Source organism: Pseudoalteromonas sp. CNC9-20, assembly GCF_022347875.1.
GTDB classification, from domain to species: domain Bacteria; phylum Pseudomonadota; class Gammaproteobacteria; order Enterobacterales; family Alteromonadaceae; genus Pseudoalteromonas; species Pseudoalteromonas ruthenica.
In genome coordinates, this window is the sequence record NZ_JAKRFS010000002.1 from 752,067 (window position 1) to 771,015 (window position 18,949).

General features: G+C 47.7%; 19 protein-coding genes. 11 read left to right on the forward strand and 8 right to left on the reverse strand.

The window, feature by feature from the left end; genetic code table 11:
* Positions 1-54 precede the first annotated feature (54 nt).
* Genes MHM89_RS06925 through MHM89_RS06945 form a run of 5 tightly spaced genes read left to right on the forward strand, consistent with a single transcriptional unit; the run spans position 55 to position 5,163 of the window.
* The gene (locus MHM89_RS06925) at positions 55-612 is read left to right on the forward strand and encodes a diguanylate cyclase (RefSeq protein ID WP_239408455.1); all 558 of its coding nucleotides are present in this window, start codon (positions 55-57) and stop codon (positions 610-612) included.
* A gap of 1 nt (position 613) precedes the next feature.
* Complete coding sequence (locus MHM89_RS06930) at positions 614-1,714, forward strand: beta-ketoacyl-ACP synthase III (RefSeq protein WP_239408456.1); 1,101 nt, start codon at positions 614-616, stop codon at positions 1,712-1,714.
* A gap of 2 nt (positions 1,715-1,716) precedes the next feature.
* Complete coding sequence (locus tag MHM89_RS06935) at positions 1,717-2,397, forward strand: iron-containing redox enzyme family protein (protein ID WP_053909584.1); 681 nt, start codon at positions 1,717-1,719, stop codon at positions 2,395-2,397.
* The gene (locus tag MHM89_RS06940; RefSeq protein ID WP_239408457.1) at positions 2,390-3,232 is read left to right on the forward strand and encodes a hypothetical protein; all 843 of its coding nucleotides are present in this window, start codon (positions 2,390-2,392) and stop codon (positions 3,230-3,232) included. Before MHM89_RS06935 ends, MHM89_RS06940 begins: the two co-directional genes overlap by 8 nt.
* Positions 3,233-3,258: 26 nt before the next feature.
* On the forward strand, positions 3,259-5,163 hold the full coding sequence (locus tag MHM89_RS06945) for a hypothetical protein (RefSeq protein ID WP_239408458.1): 1,905 nt from the start codon (positions 3,259-3,261) through the stop codon (positions 5,161-5,163).
* 40 nt (positions 5,164-5,203) lie between these two features.
* Here the strand turns inward: MHM89_RS06945 and MHM89_RS06950 are convergent, their stop codons facing one another.
* Positions 5,204-6,232, reverse strand: coding sequence for an NADP-dependent oxidoreductase (locus MHM89_RS06950; protein WP_239408459.1), 1,029 nt, complete (start codon positions 6,230-6,232; stop codon positions 5,204-5,206).
* A 149-nt stretch (positions 6,233-6,381) separates the two neighbouring features.
* Here MHM89_RS06950 and MHM89_RS06955 point away from each other — a divergent pair, with 149 nt between their 5' ends.
* Positions 6,382-6,741, forward strand: coding sequence for a MerC domain-containing protein (locus MHM89_RS06955; RefSeq protein WP_239408460.1), 360 nt, complete (start codon positions 6,382-6,384; stop codon positions 6,739-6,741).
* A 50-nt stretch (positions 6,742-6,791) separates the two neighbouring features.
* Here the strand turns inward: MHM89_RS06955 and MHM89_RS06960 are convergent, their stop codons facing one another.
* Positions 6,792-9,053, reverse strand: coding sequence for a TonB-dependent receptor (locus MHM89_RS06960; RefSeq protein ID WP_239408461.1), 2,262 nt, complete (start codon positions 9,051-9,053; stop codon positions 6,792-6,794).
* A gap of 131 nt (positions 9,054-9,184) precedes the next feature.
* Here MHM89_RS06960 and MHM89_RS06965 point away from each other — a divergent pair, with 131 nt between their 5' ends.
* Entirely contained in the window at positions 9,185-10,093 is a 909-nt protein-coding gene (locus MHM89_RS06965) for a histone deacetylase (protein ID WP_239408462.1), read from the forward strand.
* Positions 10,094-10,149: 56 nt separating this feature from the next.
* Here the strand turns inward: MHM89_RS06965 and cyoE are convergent, their stop codons facing one another.
* The 6 genes from cyoE to MHM89_RS06995 all read right to left on the reverse strand — a co-directional run bounded on the left by cyoE (position 10,150) and on the right by MHM89_RS06995 (position 15,675).
* Positions 10,150-11,034 carry a heme o synthase gene (gene cyoE, locus MHM89_RS06970; protein WP_239408463.1) on the reverse strand — a complete coding sequence of 295 codons (885 nt, stop codon included), beginning with the start codon at positions 11,032-11,034 and terminating at the stop codon, positions 10,150-10,152.
* Between the two features lie 16 nt (positions 11,035-11,050).
* Positions 11,051-11,407, reverse strand: coding sequence for a cytochrome o ubiquinol oxidase subunit IV (gene cyoD, locus MHM89_RS06975; protein WP_239408464.1), 357 nt, complete (start codon positions 11,405-11,407; stop codon positions 11,051-11,053).
* Positions 11,404-12,033, reverse strand: a complete 630-nt coding sequence (cyoC, locus tag MHM89_RS06980) for a cytochrome o ubiquinol oxidase subunit III (protein WP_239408465.1) — start codon at positions 12,031-12,033, stop codon at positions 11,404-11,406. The genes cyoD and cyoC overlap by 4 nt, the downstream gene beginning before the upstream one ends.
* A complete protein-coding gene (cyoB, locus tag MHM89_RS06985; protein WP_045980165.1) occupies positions 12,030-14,018 on the reverse strand; it encodes a cytochrome o ubiquinol oxidase subunit I in 1,989 nt (662 codons plus the stop codon). Before cyoB ends, cyoC begins: the two co-directional genes overlap by 4 nt.
* Before the next feature lie 2 nt (positions 14,019-14,020).
* Complete coding sequence (cyoA, locus tag MHM89_RS06990; RefSeq protein ID WP_082079354.1) at positions 14,021-14,887, reverse strand: ubiquinol oxidase subunit II; 867 nt, start codon at positions 14,885-14,887, stop codon at positions 14,021-14,023.
* A 389-nt stretch (positions 14,888-15,276) separates the two neighbouring features.
* On the reverse strand, positions 15,277-15,675 hold the full coding sequence (locus MHM89_RS06995; RefSeq protein ID WP_138542797.1) for a hypothetical protein: 399 nt from the start codon (positions 15,673-15,675) through the stop codon (positions 15,277-15,279).
* 421 nt (positions 15,676-16,096) lie between these two features.
* Here MHM89_RS06995 and MHM89_RS07000 point away from each other — a divergent pair, with 421 nt between their 5' ends.
* The 4 genes from MHM89_RS07000 to MHM89_RS07015 are packed head-to-tail and all read left to right on the forward strand — an operon-like array spanning position 16,097 to position 18,943.
* A complete protein-coding gene (locus MHM89_RS07000; RefSeq protein WP_239408466.1) occupies positions 16,097-17,542 on the forward strand; it encodes a hypothetical protein in 1,446 nt (481 codons plus the stop codon).
* Between the two features lie 7 nt (positions 17,543-17,549).
* A complete protein-coding gene (locus MHM89_RS07005) occupies positions 17,550-18,041 on the forward strand; it encodes a hypothetical protein (protein ID WP_239408467.1) in 492 nt (163 codons plus the stop codon).
* 57 nt (positions 18,042-18,098) lie between these two features.
* Complete coding sequence (locus MHM89_RS07010; RefSeq protein WP_151173895.1) at positions 18,099-18,491, forward strand: hypothetical protein; 393 nt, start codon at positions 18,099-18,101, stop codon at positions 18,489-18,491.
* Positions 18,492-18,550: 59 nt separating this feature from the next.
* A complete protein-coding gene (locus MHM89_RS07015) occupies positions 18,551-18,943 on the forward strand; it encodes a hypothetical protein (protein ID WP_239408468.1) in 393 nt (130 codons plus the stop codon).
* Positions 18,944-18,949: the final 6 nt, after the last annotated feature.

Below are 18,949 nucleotides of genomic sequence, written 5' to 3' on the forward strand. Positions count from 1 at the left end.
CCGCCTTTAGCTGCTGTGGTAATCTTCGCTTCCTAACATGGAAGTGTGAACGCTATGGATACTGCACAGATACTGATCAACCTCTTACTCTTCGTTTTTTTGCCGCTATGGGGCATTGCCGGCTTCATTGACTGGTGTTGTCACCGCGCAACCGATATCGAACACACCTCTGGGTTAAAAGAGTCATTAATGCACTCGGTGATGGGCATCCAAGTGGGTATTCCTATCCTGATGTGTTTGCTATATCGCGTAAATGTTTTGGTGCTGCTGATATGCTTTGCCGCTTGGCTGCTGCACGAGGTGGTGGCCCATTGGGATGTTTCGTACGCGACGGGTAAGCGGCACATCAGCATATGGGAGATGCATGCACACAGCTACCTGGCGACCTTGCCGCTTTATATGTTGGCGCTCATCGCAGTAGTTAATTGGCCGGTGGTGGTCGATTTAGTCACCTTCAATTGGCAAGGCCAAATGCAGCTTACCCCGATGGAATACCCTCACGGTGGCTCTTGGTTCCTACCCGCTTACTTAACCTTTATGGCGGTGCTGTGTGTGTTCCCTTATTTAGAAGAAAATATTCGCTGTTTACGCAGCAGTTTGAAAGGACTTTAACGTGAGCGTTTATATCACCAGCACGGGTTACCACTTGCCGGGCCCGGCCATTAATAATGACCAAATTGAGCCGCTTCTGGGCTATGTGCACGGCAAAGCAAGCCGTCTAAAAAAGCGCATTTTACAATCTAATGGTATTAAAACACGCCATTACGCCATTGATAGCGATCACAACACCACTATTTCTAACGCCGAAATGGCCGCTAAAGCGGGTGCCGACTGCCTTGCGCAAAGCTATCTTGATAAACATCAGCTTGGCTTATTGTGCGCTGCCACCAGCCAAGGGGATTTAGTGCTGCCCGGGTTTGCCTCTATGGTGCAAGCCGAGCTGGCACTCAGTGATGTAGAAATCCACTCCAGTCACGGCATTTGCTCGAGCAGCTTAATGGCATTAAAGAATGCCTATTTACAACTATTGGCTGGCGAGCACGAATCGGCCATGGTGGTCGCCAGTGAACTCACTTCGCGGCTGTTCAAAGCCAGCCGTTATGAGGCCGCAGACGCGCAGCTAGATTTTAACGCCGAGTTTTTACGCTGGATGCTCTCCGATGGCGCGGGCGCCCTCATGCTCGAGCGCCAACCCCGTGGCACCTGCTTTAAAATAGAGTGGATCCGCAGCTTTTCGCACGCCGATGCCTATCCCGTGTGTATGTCGGTGGGTACGGCGGATAAAAGCACTAAGCCATGGCAGGATTACCCGAGCTATCGCGATGCAGAGGCCGCAGGGGCTATTTTATTACGCCAAGATGTGCGCTTACTCGATAACATCGTCAAACTAGGCGTGGATGGCTTTTTACGGCTATTAGACCAAGGCCGTGTCCAGGTCGACGAGATAGACCATTTGCTGTGTCACTACTCATCCGACTATTTTCGCCAGCCCATCTTCGACATGCTCAAGCGCGCTGGCTGTCATATTCCCGAGCATAAGTGGTACACCAACTTGTATGAACGCGGCAACACCGGCTGCGCCTCTATTTTTATTATGCTTGATGAATTTCGTCGCACTCAGCAGTATGGCGTAGGCGATACCATTATCTGTATGGTGCCGGAAAGCGGCCGCTTTAATAACGCCTACATGAAATTAACCGTGGTACAGGAGTAAATATGGAACATTACGTATTAAGTGAACACGGCCAGCAGTGCCTGCAAGGGCTAATGCGCATTTGGTTCGACTTTGAGCGCCAACTTGGGCGTGTCGACATTATTGCGCGCCTACAGCGTGGTCAGTTTACTGTGCACGACTACCAAAAATTACTCCTTAATCTGCGCCAGCAGGTGGTTGAGGGAGCCCGTTGGATCACCCGCACCGCTTCAAGCTTTGATAGAGACTATGCCGATGTACGCGCCGTGGTCATTGGTCATGCCCAAGAAGAGCACCGAGATTACGAGGTGTTAGAGCAAGATTACCTTGCCACCGGCGGCCAACTTGACGATATTCTCAGCGCCCCTCGCAACGCCGGTAGCGAAGCCTTGCATGCGTTTTTAATGTATCGCGGCTCGCAGCCCAACCCGGTGGATATGATAGGCGCGATGTGGATCATTGAAGGCCTAGGCCACAAGATGGCCAGCGATTGGGCAAAGCAAATAGAGCAATGTGTCGCGTTAGAGGGTGAGTACACTCGCTTTATGCGCTACCACGGCGAAAACGACGATGCCCACTTAGAAAAGCTTTATCAATTAATCGACCGGGTGTGTCAAAACGAGTCTCAAGTGCAAGCTATTTTACGCACCGCCAAGGTTGTCGCTCGCCTTTACGCCCTGCAATTGGAGGAAGTCGATGGCTAATAATAGCGCCAATAAAAACGACTCAGCGCTGTTGCAAGCGCTGGCCGTTGATAATTCCATCCCCATTGAGCAAGCGGCTGTGGATTTATGGCTTAAAGACTTAAACAACCCGCTGCGCTGGTTAGTGCGCCCGCTTTTTCAAGGGCTATTCGCTATTTTGCTGCATTTAGTGTGGTTATTTAAACGCCTACCGCTGCCTCAATTTAGTGCCCATGGACTACTACAAAAGCTGATTTGCTGGTTTTGTCGCCACTTTGTAAGTGTGGAGGCTAATTTGCTGATTTTGCGCCACTATGCCACCGAGTCTAACATCTTGAATTTTATCATCGCCAATAGTGATAAAGCCGGTGTTGAGCCGGTGCCGCTGTATCCAAAAACCATTGATGATATGCGCCATGCCAGCTTTGTTGAGCATGATCAGTGCTTGTTTAAAGCCTTTGCTCAGCTCGGCCATTGGCAACCGCTATCACAGCCTAAAGCTGAGCTTGATTGGCACCATTGGCAAGCGGTTAATATGGATGATTTTCAGGTGGAAAAGCGTTGGAGCCAGTTTTTAGACTTTGAAAGTGCTCATGCACTGTTTATGTGCCTGTTTTGTTTACTGCTCAAACGCGACGAATACCGCGACGCCATTAATGGCTTTAACCTAGACCAATCTATGGCTATTCGCATTGGCCAAATGATTGGCGAACCTAATCTCACCGAAATGGCTTACAACAAACATCCTTTGTATTTAGTTGGGCCATGGAACCTCAGCCAACGCTTTTTAATGCATGGCTTTTTTACCGAGTATATGTACGCACGCTTGGAACAGCTGCGTGACTCATCTTGCTAATATCAACAAGGATTTACATAATTAAAATGAAACATTCGCTTCTTTGTAGTGCTATTGCACTGTCTCTTTTTGGCTGCGGTGGCAGCTCTTCTGATTCACAAAGTGCCCCTTCACAACCACAAAACACAGCCCCATCGCTCAGTGGTGTTGCCAACAACACGGTTAAAGCTTTGCAAAGCTCCACGGTCACTCTAGAGATGAGCGACAACGAAAGTGATGCGCTCACCTTTACCATTGAAGACAAACCACAATGGGTCACTGTGGACCTTACCGAGAATACCGCCACGTTAACGTTGGCACCGGATTTTTTTGATATTGGCAGTCACGAATTAGCACTGAACGTTTCCGACGGTGAGCTTAGCCAAGCCTATTCTTTAACCGTTGAAGTAGATGACAACCCCGAGCAATGGCGTGATGACATCAGTCTGAGTCGCGCTGAACTGCGTGGTGCTTGGTCAAATAGCGCTAATGATTTTAATATTGTATTTAATGGTTATGATGCCGGCGCGCTAATTATTGATGACACCATGAAGCAGTTTGACTATGAGTTAAACAATAGTGCGACCGCTGTGAATTTAGCTATTGACCCTGCTTTATGTGGCCCATACTGCGAGCGTGAGCAACAAACTGCAACGCTGCGTGCCGTCGCTGAGTCTGACTCGCAACTGCGTATCCATGTCGAGGGGCTAGAGCAAAACTACACTTTTAATATGGCCAAACGCTCTGCTCCTACAATCGAAGATGCCTACTTTACAACAGCAATAGACCCTAGACTCACATTTTTAGGGCTGTTCACCGCTAACGCTGAAACTCGTTTAGAAGCGAAAGTTTCGTTACCTGATCGCTCTTTTTATTACGCTAGCCTAGTTGGAAAACTCGATGGTGAGCACTTCACTGTGAATGAAACCGAGATTAGTTTTTCTAAAGACTTTGAAAACGCCAGTGCACCTCGTTGGGAAGAAGTGACGATAGGTCGCAACATCGATTACATCGAGCCACTTTACGTTGATGATAACTTTGTCGTGTATGATGCACTGCACAGTGGCGAAGTATTGTCTTCATTAAATGGCTACGAAGTAGATGACTATATTGGCTTAGCCCCTTTATTAGCTGACTATGCTTCTTTAAGCGCCACCTATCGCCTGCACAAAGTAGCCCCCCCCTCTTTAGAATTCGGACAAAAATATGTTGGTCGATTAGCATCAGTTCACGATGATCTTGCCAGTGAAACACAATTTAAAGGAGTGGTTGAGGTCATCTTTGATTCTGCCAGCGAGCTGACTATTCCTTTAACGGTTCCACATACTGAGGGGTCATTAGAGCTAAAACTTCCTTATGAGATCAAAGCGGATCACTTGCTTGTAGGTAACCCTGGCAATGAATATAAAGTTGGCTTCTTCCAACACAAAGATGACGATATTTTTGTGTCGCCAGATGTAAGCCATGTATATACAACAAAAAGACCTATGAGTCTGTTTATGAAGGCCGAAGAGCAGCCGCTGCTTTCAGCGCAAAGCTTTGCCGGTTTGTATGAGCACCTAGATTGGGTAAATGAAAATGACGATATCTATTACTCAGTTTTTCACTACAATGGCACATTGGGATTCAATTTACGTGCCGATGGCCCTCTCGATGAAGTTGAATTGAGTGAAGAGACAACACACTTTTGGGGAGTTTACGATAATCGCGTCGTTTTTATAAAGTATAATAATTGTCCTCAAGCGACTAACTTTTCTACATGTTTTGGCATCGTACAAAATGCATTAAACAATAATGAATTAACTCTTATACAAAGTTTTGCACCTCTGGCAACAGAGGGTGAGAGTATCATTTTAAACTATTCATCATACTATGGTGGCTGGGCGAATAGTGAATTCGACTCAGTTTCCAATACCGCTGTAACTTCACTTCGACAACTAAAAAAGCATTAACTTTTTAACGCCGAGGCAAGCGCCTCGGCTCGCTTTTGCATTATTCGGGGTTGTTTATTTTGACGACCATTTTGCCAAAGTTACGCCCTGCCAGAACATCATTGAGGCCTTCAGGTGCATTTTCTAGCCCTTCAATTAGGTGTTCCTTATACTTAATTTTTCCCTCTTGCACCCATTTTTGCATGTCGGTGGCAAACTCTTCATAGCGATGAGCGTAATCATCAAAAATGATAAACCCTTTCATGGTCATACGTTTAGTAAGGATTTTCCCCATCAGCAATGATAAGCGGTCAGGCCCTGGCGGTAATTCGGTGGCATTGTATTGCGAAACAAGGCCACACACTGGAATACGCGCACCGGTATTTAATAACGGCAATACGGCGTCAAACACTTTGCCACCGACATTTTCGTAATACACATCAATACCGCTGTCGCAAACCTTGGCTAATTGCTCAGCAAAGTCATCGGCTTTATGGTCGATGCAGGCATCAAAGCCGAGTTCATCCTTTACATAACTGCATTTTTGCGCGCCACCGGCGATACCAATGACCTTTGCCCCTTTTAGCTTGGCGATTTGCCCAACATTAGCACCCACCGCGCCACTGGCCGCAGCAACCACGACGGTTTCCCCCGCTTGTGGCTTGCCAATATCAAGTAGCCCCATGTAAGCGGTAAATCCTGGCATGCCCAAAACACCTAAAGCATAAGATGGGTTTTGTGGCTGGGAGCCTAGGTTAATAACGCCTTCACCATTGCTGATGGCGTAATCTTGCCAGCCATTCATTGATAGTACCCAGTCCCCTGCTTGAAATCCTTCAATATGAGATTCAACAACCTGGGAGACCGTACCACCGACCATCACCTCATCGATAGCCACAGGATCGGCATAAGACTCGGCGTCGCTCATGCGCCCGCGCATATAGGGATCAAGAGATAAATAAATCGTGCGCAGCAGCATTTCCCCTTGCTTCGCTTTCGGGGCGTCCACCTCTTGCAGGCGGAAGTTATCTGCTACGGGCTCACCTTCAGGGCGAGAGTTCAATACGATCTGGCGGTTTGATAATGACATAGTCACTCCTTTTTGAATAGTCGTTCAAATTTAAATTGGGACATGCCGATGAATTTCAATAGCTAAGCGTCGATTTATTTTGAAGATGCGAAGATATCAATACAGCACAAAATGTTATAATATAACACTTGAAATTTAAGGGAGGACCTATGAAAGATAAATTAGCTATTTTTTTCAGTGCTTTTTGCCTAGTCCATTGCATTGTATTGCCCGCAGGCTTTTTGATATCGACATCTATTTTAGGGCAGTTTTTGTTCTCAGAGCGCATTCATCAAGGACTTTTCCTCGTTATTGCAGCCTTGGCGTTATGGGCTCTTCCTCAGGGGTTGCGTCAACATCATCAAACACTGCCGTTACTGCTCGCGTTGATTGGCTTGTCGCTGCTTGGCACCGCGTTATTTGTGCCAAGCTTAGAGGTGCTTTTCTCCGTTGTCGGCAGTTTATTGCTGATGGCTGCGCATCTACGCAATTTTTGGTTGTTAAAAAAAGCCAAGCCACTGTGTGTATAGTGCTTAGTTGACTGTATGTACGAGGGGCTTAAACGCCCCCCGACGATGAGTTAGAAGCGCGCTCGCAACCCAAGGGCTATGCTGCGACCTGGCAATGGAGCAATAAAGCGTAAGTAACTTTGGTGCGCACGGGCATCTTCATCAGTGATGTTATCGATATTGACAAATAATTCCCCGCTATCTCCTAACCAAGGCTGCGCAACACTGGCATCAAAGCCTAACAAGGCATAGCTTGATGAAGGCCTTTCATGCTTACCGACATTTTGTTGTTTGTCATGATGTGTGTAATTTACAGTAAATCGCAAGCCATCATACTGCCAACCTAGCTTTAGGCCCGTTCTATTCGCTGGAGTTTTAGGTATGCTGTCTCCTTCCATAGTGCGCCGCCAATATTCAGCTTCTTGTGCTTTATCTGGATTTAGGAAGTTATCTAGTTCAAAAGGATCGTAGCTGCCATCAAACTGATAGCGAGGCGTATTTTTTACACTATCTGTGAAAGCAGATAGCGTTATTACGCCCCAGTCTGTAAAGGTATATGAATAATCTAAAGTAATTTCATAGCCTTGATTATCGGTATCAGCCTGACGCCACTCTTGAACATACACACCCCCTCTGTTTACGCCAGTATTTCCTAGATAAGTGAAGTCGGTGTATTCATTATCAAACCATGTCGCGGCCAATTGTAGGTCACCCAAAGTAACGCGCGTCCCCCATTCTAACGCTCGGTTTTGTTCGACATTTAAATGCGTATTGCCTTGCTCTTCTATTAATAAAGCCAAATGGGGGTTACTTGCGTAGAGCTCATTAATTGCAGGTGCACGCTGCGCATCAGTGTAGCTAGCATGTAGGGACCACATAGGCACGGGATGATAATTCATGCTTACACTGTAGTTTTGCAAGTGAAACTCACGTTCCTGCACGTTTGCTCCTTGGCCACGCCCGGGCACATAACTCCCTTCAAGATTCGGCTTATATTGAATATGGTCATACCTTGCGCCAAACTGAAGTTGCAATGCTTGCAAGTGCAGGTTTTGAAGTAAATACAGCGCCTCTCGTTTGCCCTCGATCTCAGGCAAGTAGTTATCGCTCCCCTCGCCTCGGTGTTCACTGCGCTCTATCTGTAACCCTATCGAGGCCGGTGCTTGGTCGTGCCATGTAAAGCCAATTCGTGGATTGAGTTGCAAAGCATCTACTTCGAACAGGTTAACGGAGGTGCCAGCTAACGTCTCGTCATCTCTTTGTTGAGAATAAAAGCCATTAATTTCAAGGTAGTCTAGGTAGCTTTGGGTATTGAAGTGTTGACTGTAGCGGCCATCAATACGATGAAAAGAAGAGTAAATGCGAATATCCGCTGCTTGACCTACTTTTGGGGCCGTTGCGGACCCTAGATGCATAAACCCAGGGATCCCTCGGTTAGCTTTACCAAAGCTGTATGCAAACCCGAGCTCTTGATGCTCTGAAAATAGCTGGCTTCCGCCAATTGAGCCAGAGGTTTGATAGCTACTAGAGTTGCTAACTTTCCCTTGGTCATTGAGGCCATAGTGACTAATTATCTGCTCATCAACGGGGGTAATATCAACCCATTTTTCACCATTAAACTGCCACTGCGGCGACGCTAATTTAACCTGACAGCGGCCGGCTAGGCGCACATCGGTCACTAACTCTGACCAGCTTGCACACACCGGTGCCTTGGCGCTGTCTGGCACTTTGTAATCACCTCGTTGACGCACAAGGATATTGGCATTAAAGGCGAATCCTTGTTGCTGCCCTTGAGTTTGCGCTAGCAATGAGCTGGCACTATTGTAGCCACTTTGCAATTCGACTTTTTCTTGCGCTTGCCAAGCGCTTAATTGTTTGGGAATACGGCTATCATCAACGTCGACAACGCCTGCCATCGCCTCACCGCCAAAAGGGATCACCGCAGTGGCGCCTTTAATCACACGGATATTGTCGGCAAAGAAAGGCTCAATCGGCACGAGTTGATCCGCGCTGATAGAAGACATATCACGCACAGCCATCGCATTGGTCGCTAAGACCACACGTTGAGCGCCGAATCCCCTGAGTTGTGGACGACTAGCAGAGGGGCCAAAGTGGCTTGCGCTCACACCTGGCAACGTATCAAGGGTGTCGCCCAGCGTAGGCGCTTTTAACTCGTTTAATTGGGCACCATTGAGTTCAATATTTGCGCCAATCAATTCGCTGCTTGCAGAAGGAAGTTGATGCTGCCCGCTGACTTCGATGTGCTCAATGGCACTATTTACATTGTGGCTGCTGGCTAACGCTAAGGAGATAAGAGAAAGTGAAAGATTCATGATTTACTATAAAAGTTATGATACAACATAACATTATCACCACAATGATAGTTCCTTTTCAAGGAAATTAGACAAACTCTAGGTTCTTTCGTTACGCTTAACTTCTCGTTATCGCTAAGTCTGTTTGCTGTATGGCCTTGAATCCGCATTTACCTTTGGTTTATCACCCCAATTACTCGTTTAGCTTTGACCCCAATCATCGCTTTGTGATGAGCAAGTTTGCGCGCCTGTACCATCATGTAAAAGGCCTAGGCTTGGTCGGTGATAACCTTGAGCAACCGCCGCTCGGAACCCCGGATGATCTCAGCTTAATTCACTGCGATAACTATGTGCATGACCTATGGCATAACCGCTTAGATGCCAAAGCGATGCGCCGTATTGGCCTGCCCTGGTCACACAACTTAATGGCGCGTACCTTCACCGCGCCTTTGGGGACGCTGAAAACAGCCCGCCTTGCCCTTGCTCATGGGGTGGCTTGCCATTTGGCAGGAGGCACTCACCATGCTCATTATGACTTTGGCTCTGGCTATTGCATGGTTAATGATTTAGCGTTCACGGCGCAAACGCTGATTAATAGTGGTGAGGTCACCAATGTGTTGGTTTTTGATCTTGATGTACACCAAGGCGATGGCACAGCGGCGCTGCTGCAACATCAACCCTATGCTTTTACCTGCTCCATTCACTGTGAAAAGAACTTTCCATTTCGTAAATCTGCCAGTGATTTAGACATCGGCCTTGCCAATCACATAAGCGATGACGAATACCTCGGCGTGGTCGATGACACCCTAGTGCACTTGCTCGACAGCCTGAACCCCGACTTAGTGTTGTATGACGCGGGCGTTGATATCTGGCAGCAAGACGGCCTAGGTAAGCTGGATGTCAGCTGGCAGGGGATCGCACAACGTGATCGCTTGGTACTCAAGCGCTGTGCACAGCATAATACCCCGGTGGCTACGGTGATTGGTGGCGGCTACGATAAAGACCATGAACGCCTGGCGGCACGCCATGCCATTGTGGTTGAGCAGGCTGCACAACTATAAGAAAAAAGGCCCTTACGGGCCTTTGGTTAACTTTGGGAAAATGCTGCTAAAAGGTGCTAATTAAGCACCAGCAACTGTGGATTGGCAGCGTGATAGTCCACAGCCATGGTGATGCTCAACACGGTGATATTAACAATGGAAAAGGCAAACACTTGGCGTGCCCAGCCATGCATATCAATATCGCGGCGATAGCCACGCAAGGCCATCAGCAACCACCAAAAACTGGTCGTGCATGCCACCGCCATAAAGGCGAGCCCGGTGTAGCCACCGAGCGGCAATAGCATGACCACCAAGGCATACAAAGCAATGTAGAAAACAATATGCCGCTGCGCCCGGGCTAAGCCCTTTGCCACCGGGAGCACCGGAATATTGGCGTCGCGGTAATCCTGATAACGGAAAATCGCAATGGCATAGGAATGCGGCATCTGCCATAGGCAAAACATCAGCAGCAAAATGACTGCCCCTGCATCAAATTGGCCGGTGACGGCGCCATACCCCACCACCGGAGGCACCGCCCCAGAGAGGCTGCCAACCAGGGTGCCGTACACGGAGTGACGTTTCATATACAAGCTGTATACGCCCACGTAGATGATGTAGCCAAAGGCAGCAAAGCCCACCGCCAAGGTATTGGTGTAGTAGATTAATGCGCCAAAACCACATACCGCCAATACCAGGGCGTGGAGCAGTGCCGCCGACGCCGATATTTCGCCGGTGACGGTGACGCGGCCTTGGGTGCGCGCCATTTTGGCATCAATGTCACGGTCAATAACATTGTTTACAACGCACCCCGAGGCCACCACCAACGAGAGCCCCATGAGCGTAGCCAGCATAAGTGGCCAGTCTATCTCGCCGCGTGCGGCCAGCAAGAAGCCCCCCGCCACAGAGATAAGATTGCCGATGATGATCCCCGGTTTAGTCACCGAAAAATAACGACGAAACATAAGCACGACCTCGACGTTAGTACATCATCATGGCGTTGGACTCATAAATGATCCACACCGATAAGCCAACCACCATAACGATGATAAGGGCACTAAAAATAAAGGAGATACTATTCGCTTTGCCTTCTTCACTAACAAAGTTAAGGTGCAAAAAGTATTTTAAATGCACGCAAATTTGCACTATGGCTGCCACCACCACAGTGGCCAAAGTACTGGTTGTCGACAACGCTCCACTGCTCACCGCCCAAAACGGTGCGCCGGTGAGCACTACCGAGAGCACAAAACCAATGACATAATCCTTAGCGTGGTTAACTAGGCCTTGCTCTGCGACTGCCTCGAGCTTATCCATCGCGTGAGTTTCACTGTGACTCATGACATCACCCCCATTAGATACACCACGGTAAATACACAAATCCAGACAATATCCAAAAAGTGCCAAAATAAGCTTAAACAGCTTAAGCGCGTTACCGTTTGCCCCTTAAGCCCCCGGCGCAGCACCTCAATCATCATCACGCTCATCCAAATCAACCCCGCACTCACATGCAGGCCATGCAGCCCCACCAAAGAGAAAAACGAGGTTAAAAACGCACTTTGTTGTGGGCCATTGCCAGCGGCAATTAAGTGATGAAACTCATACACTTCCATAGCGATGAACACTGCCCCTAGGGCAAAAGTAACCGCCAACCAGCTCAATGTAGCCGCCTGTTTTTGCGCCTTAGCGGTTATCATGGCAAAACCAAAGGTAATACTGCTGAGCAACAAGGCCGTCGTTTCTAGGGCAACAAAGTCAAGCTCAAAGATATCTTTGCCGGAAACCCCGCCGGCGGTGTTCATGTACAGCACCGCGTAGGTGGCAAAAAATGACGCGAATAACAGGCAATCGGTCATCAGGTATAACCAAAAACCAAACACGGTATTGCTTGATGTATCGTGGTGCGCACAATCGGGGTGATGCGCCTCACCTAAGGTGTGAATAGCGGTTGATGTAGTGGCACTCATGAGCGACCCTCCGCAGTTGCATGATGGATATGGGCTGACTCGATGGCTTCAATTTCAGCCACCGGCACATAGTAATCAACGTCATTGCTGTAACAACGCTTAATAAACACGGTTATAGCGGCGCCAAGGCCGGCAATGGCAAGCCACCAAATATGCCAAATCATGGCGAAGCAAAATGCCGTAAGCGCGGCGCTCATAAGCACGCCAGCTGAGGTGTTTTTCGGCATGTGGATGGGCGCATAGTGTTGCCCTTGCTGATAAGCCTGCCCCTGCTCTTTGGTGTCGGTCCAAGCGTCAATATCACGTACCACCGGGGTGTTTGCGAAGTTGTAGTACTGGGGCGGTGATGCCGTAGACCACTCTAAGGTATGGCCATTCCAAGGATCGCCGGTGGTATCTTGCAATTGCGCACGGTTTTTATAACTCACCACCAGTTGGATCACCTGAAATACGATGCCAAACATAATGATCACAGCACCGACAAAGGCAATGTACAGCCAGATGTTCCAATCTGGGTTGTTGGTGTGGTTTAGGCGTCGCGTCATACCTAAAAAGCCCAGTACATACAGCGGCATAAAGGCAACAAAGAAGCCCACCAGCCAACACCAGAATGACGCCTTACCCCAACGCTCATCCAATTTATAGCCCATGGCTTTGGGGAACCAATAAGCAAAGCCGGCAAGGTAGCCAAACACTGCGCCACCAATAATGGTGTTGTGAAAGTGCGCAATCAGAAACAAGCTGTTATGAAGCACGTAGTCTGCGCCGGGAATGGCGAGCAACACGCCGGTCATACCGCCCACGGTAAAGGTGATCATAAAGCCAATGGTCCACAGCACCGGCACGGTGATGCGCAGACGCCCTCGGTACATGGTAAATAGCCAGTTAAACAGCTTCACCCCTGTGGGCACCGCAATGACCATGGTCATCACCCCGAAGAAGGCGTTTACATTGGCACTGGAGCCCATAGTGAAAAAGTGATGCAGCCAGACGATAAAGCCCAAAATGGAAATTGCACCACTGGCATAAACCATGGACTTGTAGCCGAACAAACGCTTGCCAGTGAAAGTCGAGATCACTTCAGAAAAAATGCCAAACGCTGGCAAAATCAGAATATAAACCTCTGGGTGGCCCCATGCCCAAAATAAGTTGATATACATCATGGCATTACCACCTGCTTCATTGGTGAAGAAGTGGAAATCCATGTATCTATCTAGAGTAAGCATGGCCAGCACCGCTGTTAAAATGGGGAACGATGCGGCGATAAGAATATTCGCCCAGGTACATGCCCAAGTAAAAATAGGCATTTTCATCAAGCTCATGCCCGGCGCGCGCATTTTAAATACCGTCACCAGGAAGTTTACCGCCGTCAGCAAAGTACCCAAGCCTGATATCTGCAACGCCCAAATATAATAATCGACTCCCACACCGGGGCTAAAGGATAACTCTGATAGCGGCGGATAGGCGACCCACCCAGTCTTCGCAAATTCGCCAAGCCCTAGAGATAAATTAATCAGTATTGCGCCGCCCGCCGTAAGCCAAAAGCTCAGGTTGTTTAAAAATGGGAAGGCCACATCGCGGGCACCGATTTGCAGTGGCACCACAATGTTCATCAACCCAATCATAAACGGCATCGCCATAAAGATAATCATGATCACGCCGTGTGCAGTAAAGATTTGGTCGTAGTGCTCAGGGGGCAAGTACCCGGCTGCCCCGCCGGTAGCCATGGCCAGCTGAGTACGCATCATTATAGCGTCAGCAAAACCACGGAATAACATGATCAGGGCAAGGGTTATGTACATCATGCCCAATCGTTTATGGTCAATGGAGGTGATCCAATCTCGCCATAGCACGCCCCATTTTTGATATTTTGTCATCGCTGCTGCAAGCAGCAGACCCAGTACAGCCACAACCGCCAAAGTCACCATAATAATGGGCTCGTGGTATGGAATGGCCTCAATTGATAGTTTTCCAAATAGATTCATTTTCACTCCTCGACGCGATGTTGGTTATGCGCCGCATGCTCGGGCTTGGCGTAGTAATTCATTTCACCGTGACCTTGCATGTACTTCATCACAATGCTGTGAAACAGCCCCTGTTCCACCTCGCTGTAATAGCTCACCGGATGGTATTCACTGGGTTGGGTTAACGTCTCGTAGCTGTGTTGGTCTAACTTAGTCCCTTTGGCTTTGACATTGGCAACCCAGGTATCAAAGTCGGCCTGTGTGGGGGTGGCAATGGCATTAAACTTCATGCCACTAAACCCGGCGCCACTGTAGTTGGCTGAAAAGCCTTTGAATGTGCCAGGCTCGTTGGCAATCAGGTGTAGCTGGGTTTCCATGCCCGCCATGGAGTAAATTTGGCTTCCCAGCTGGGGAATAAAAAAGGAGTTCATGGTACTTTGCGAGGTGATTCTATATTCCACCGGCACATTGGCTGGAAACACCAGCTCATTGACCGTGGCAATACCCTGCTCAGGGTAGATAAATAGCCACTTCCAATTTAGCGACACCACCTGCACGGTTAAGTGCTCCCCTTTACCGGCCAGCGGCTTGTATGGGTCAAGTGCTTGTGTGGAGCGCCAAGTGATCACCCCAAGCACAATGATGATAACGATGGGAATGGTCCACACCGCCGCTTCTATTTTGCTCGAGTGCGCCCATTTCGGGGCATAGATCTCATGGTCGCGACCATCGCGATATTTCCAGGCAAAATACAAAGTCATGATGATCACCGGGATCACCACAACCAACATCAGAACGGTGGCAATAATAATGAGATTTTTCTCATCAATGCCAATTTGCCCCTTGGGGTCCAGCACTCCGCCACTACAGCCACTGAGCGCCAACACCATAAGAGCGAAAGCGAATGAAAAGAGTTTTCGAGTTAACAAAACACTACCCTACAACCTAAAGGTTAAACCTCGCCACAAAGTGGCCTGAGCTACTTCAAGCGCATAAATACAGCGCTTAAAGAGCGAAATTCGCGGTTAAGGGAGCATTTTTAAGATGCAAAAATGCTGCTTTGCCAAAGGTTCTCTGCAGCCGCAGCATGGGCGACTAAGTCAGCGCAAAGCTTGACCTTCACTGAGATAGAGTGTGCAGAGATAAATTAGCATTGCTGCCCGAGGCACCGCGAATAACACTGCGGTGGGTTGACTGTGGTCAGTGACAAAAATTAAGCAGACGCACTGAGGTCGCTACCAAGGACACGCATTTCCTGAGTGGTAGCAACTAAAAACAATCAACCGGCAACTGATGGAGGAGCGCGGCACCCATGCGCGCCTTGAGGATTCTGGCAACGGGTGGGGGCGACAAAGGCAAACGCCGCTTTACGCAGCGAAATGGCTGCGCGCTTAGGCGCAAAAAAGTAAAACAATAACCAACATAAACCAATTAACAACTGGGCGCTAAGCACCGGCTGGGCAAAAAACTGCATCGCCGCCACCAACCAAGGCTCTTGGCTTAAACCTTCGCCCATTAGCGCTTCAAGCTCAATGGCATCTCCAAGGGAGCCGCTGAGCAACAACGCCGTATTAAGCGCAAAGAGTACACAAGCAAGCACAACACCACGACCAAAGCACGCGCCCAACACCAGCGGTTGCGTTAGCAAGGTTGAATTGTTCGTGTTAGCTGAAAGCACTGTGTACATCCACTTCGGGTTTAATTGCGAAATATTGGTTAGGAACTTTCACTACTTACTGAAAGTTCGCGCCGAGTATAACAAAGGCATGCTAGGTTGCAACTAACAAATCACCTAAGCCCGCGCATTAAAGTAAGGCGCTAGTTCTCTAGCCACGAGATAGACGCGATTGTTATTTTTTTAAAATAAAAGTGATCGCTCTATTTATAAAGTTCCGTAAAAGCGTGCGAAGGGTTTGCAATTGCAACCACCTTTTGTTCCTCTCTAATTGGATTCAAACAGGGGGTGTGCATAGGAATTGGCCCCCCTTCACCATAGCGTAGAATAAGCGCCCTGACTGGGCGCTTTCTTTTTATTGTGCTTTTTTTTAGGCATCACATCGGGTAATATTGTCGCCAGTTAAAAACAATTTATGTGTGCTATGGAAAGCTCTAGTCTCGTCAAGGATTACAACCCAGTAACGCCTGCGGCATTCGCTCGCGGTTACATTGTGTATTGCAGTTTTGGTCATCCTCATTTGGTGTGTCGCCCTGAACATATCCCCGATGATCCTATGCTTCCCCATCCCATCTATGCATTTCGGTCCGGGCGTGTATTCGCCGAGCAGTTTTTGCATGATCTCGACCCATGGCGCAATAGTCAGTTTATTATTAGCACCTTGTTCGACTATTTACATATCACCAGCTTCGGCTCAGGCTATAAGCCAGTCACTTCACAGCTTAACGAGGTGGCCGAAGCTTTGGTGGATGAACGCTTAGTGATGTTCGAACTGTGGGATATTGCCGAGCACCCCAACGTGGTTAAACAACAGCTGCAAAAATCAGATAAAACACGCAGTAGCGATGCCGCTGGCTCTAGCGCACCGAAGCGCAGCAGCGGCGCCGATTTGGCAAGCCCAGAGAAAAAGACACCCGCACCCAGTTCCACAAGCTCAGCGCCAGTGGTCACCGGCGCAGGCAAAAAAGCGGATACCAGCAAAGCAAGCGAACCGCAAGCAAGTGAAGCAAGCACTAAAAAAGCGCCAGCACCGAAAAAGGCCCCACCGCAAAGCATGGAAGAGTGTGTGCAGCGCCTGGCTGATGCGCGTAAACGTCTAGAAGAGACCGGCGAATATCAACCTAAATATTCACAGAGTGAATTAGAAGCCTTAGCCGCAAAGGGCGTTGTAAAAGAGCGCTTTATTGTCACCTTACAAGAAAAGAAAGGACCTAACGATAAGCTTGGTTTTGAACGTGAGTCGGGGCGGACAACCACTTGGACCACTACCTTTGACCAAATGGAAAATGCTGACACAGACCCTAAACTGCTGAACGATTTAAATGGTATGAATTGGAAAGAGGACGCCGAGTGGGAAGTTATTATCGTAGACCAAGAAAAGTATTTGGAAAACGAAGACTCCTATACCTTTGTACCAACCTATGATCGGATGAAGGACGTGGGTGTTAAGGAGTTTAGCAATAAAAACTTATCGGAAAAAAATGAACACTCCCCAGAGAAGTTAAAAGAGGTAATGACTCCAGAGTACTCTAAAGAGTACAGCAAAATTATGGACGACTTTGAAAAGGCAAAGCTCAACCAATACGATAAAGAGCACGTTAAAGCTTTTTCAAATAACTACTTTAAAGATAAAAATGAAAAAGAGAAATTCCTTTGCCGCCACGAGTACACCTGTGAAATTGGCACAAACAAGTGGTTCTCCGGCGATGGTCTAACAAAGACTAATGGCAACTCTGGATATGTTCCAGCAAATCAACATGGTACGCTAGAGAGCATTACACTAGAACGCTCCCCTAAAACAATCGCCGAACTAGAAGACCCTAGCTTAGGTGCTATTATTCGCGTTCCTGCGAAGCCGATAAAAGGGTAATAAATATATGCTGGATATTAATAACCTTCCTTCTGAATATCGTTTAATTAAAACCTTTCCTAATTATTTTGGCCCTCAAAAATTAATGCATATAATTGAAGGGAAAGATTCTCTTATTTTTTTTAATGAGAGTAAGTTGAACGAGGCACAGCAAGCTTTTTTGAAAAAAAGTGTTATTCAAAGCACCTTTAGCCTCCCATTAAGTTCACTCGATTGGGTGGTAGACGTCATAGAAAATGGCTTTATGAAACTACCGAGCGAGGGTGGATTATCTGCTGACACACGTCATGTTAAGAATAGTTTTGATAGGCAAGAATTAAAAGTACGCTTCTCACCGAATTGCCTAGCAGAAGGTGAAAAGGGAATTACGTTAATAAATCTCTCAATACCTGATGATGTATCAAGCTATACAGAGCTACAACTGCCTTACGTGTCTCTACTAGCGCAGGGTATTCTTGCTGAACTCAAGCGTATAGCCCAAAACTATAAAAACGCTTGAACGCTCTAATATAGATAGAAATAGCCAAAAGCGACTGAAGCGCTCATAAGAGGGTTTATGATTATACCAGCAGAAAGACTACAGTACATTGCAGACCTATTCTTACGCTGTGAAAGAGTAGAACAAAACCCTTGGACAGAATTAGCCTTTGTTTTCGAGTTTAATGAAGGTCATATGGCCAACTCTGGTTTCATATATAACGCAGAAGCAGTACGCCCTGCCTCTGCCGAAATAGAAGACGATCCTTTGTTGTTAGACGACACTCTGCTCGAATTCCGTGAGGAAGTTTATGAGCAATGCGACTGGCGTTTTATAAAGTTATTGTTCCAAATGGAAAGCGAAACCGGGCGCTTTAAAATCGACTTTGAGTTTGAAGATAAAAGCCGCTGGGAAATTCACCCTGGCAATATGATGGAAATGCGTGAGCAGTTGCGCCCTCATTTCGATTAATCGCTATTTTGGCGTTGGTTGTCGATTTTATGCATCAAACGCCTACAAGAGGACACCGTATGAATATACCAATGGAACGTCTCCAATACATTGCAGATCTATTTCTACGCTGCAAGAAAGTACAGCAAAACCCATGGACAGCGTTTTCGTTTGTTTTTGAATTTAACGAAGGACACATCGCTAACTCTGGTTTCCTATACGATAACGATAAAGTAGAGCTCGCTACAGCCAGGATTGAAGACGACTTGCTGTTGCTCGAGGATACCTTACTCGAATTCCGTGAAGAAGTTTACGAGCAATGCGACTGGCGTTTTATAAAACTGCTTTTTCAAATGGATGGTGAAACAGAGCGCTTTAAAATCGATTTTGAGTTCGAAGATAAAAACCGCTGGGAAATCCACCCTGGCAATATGATGGAAATGCGTGAACAGCTGCGCCCTCATTTCGATTAATTTACG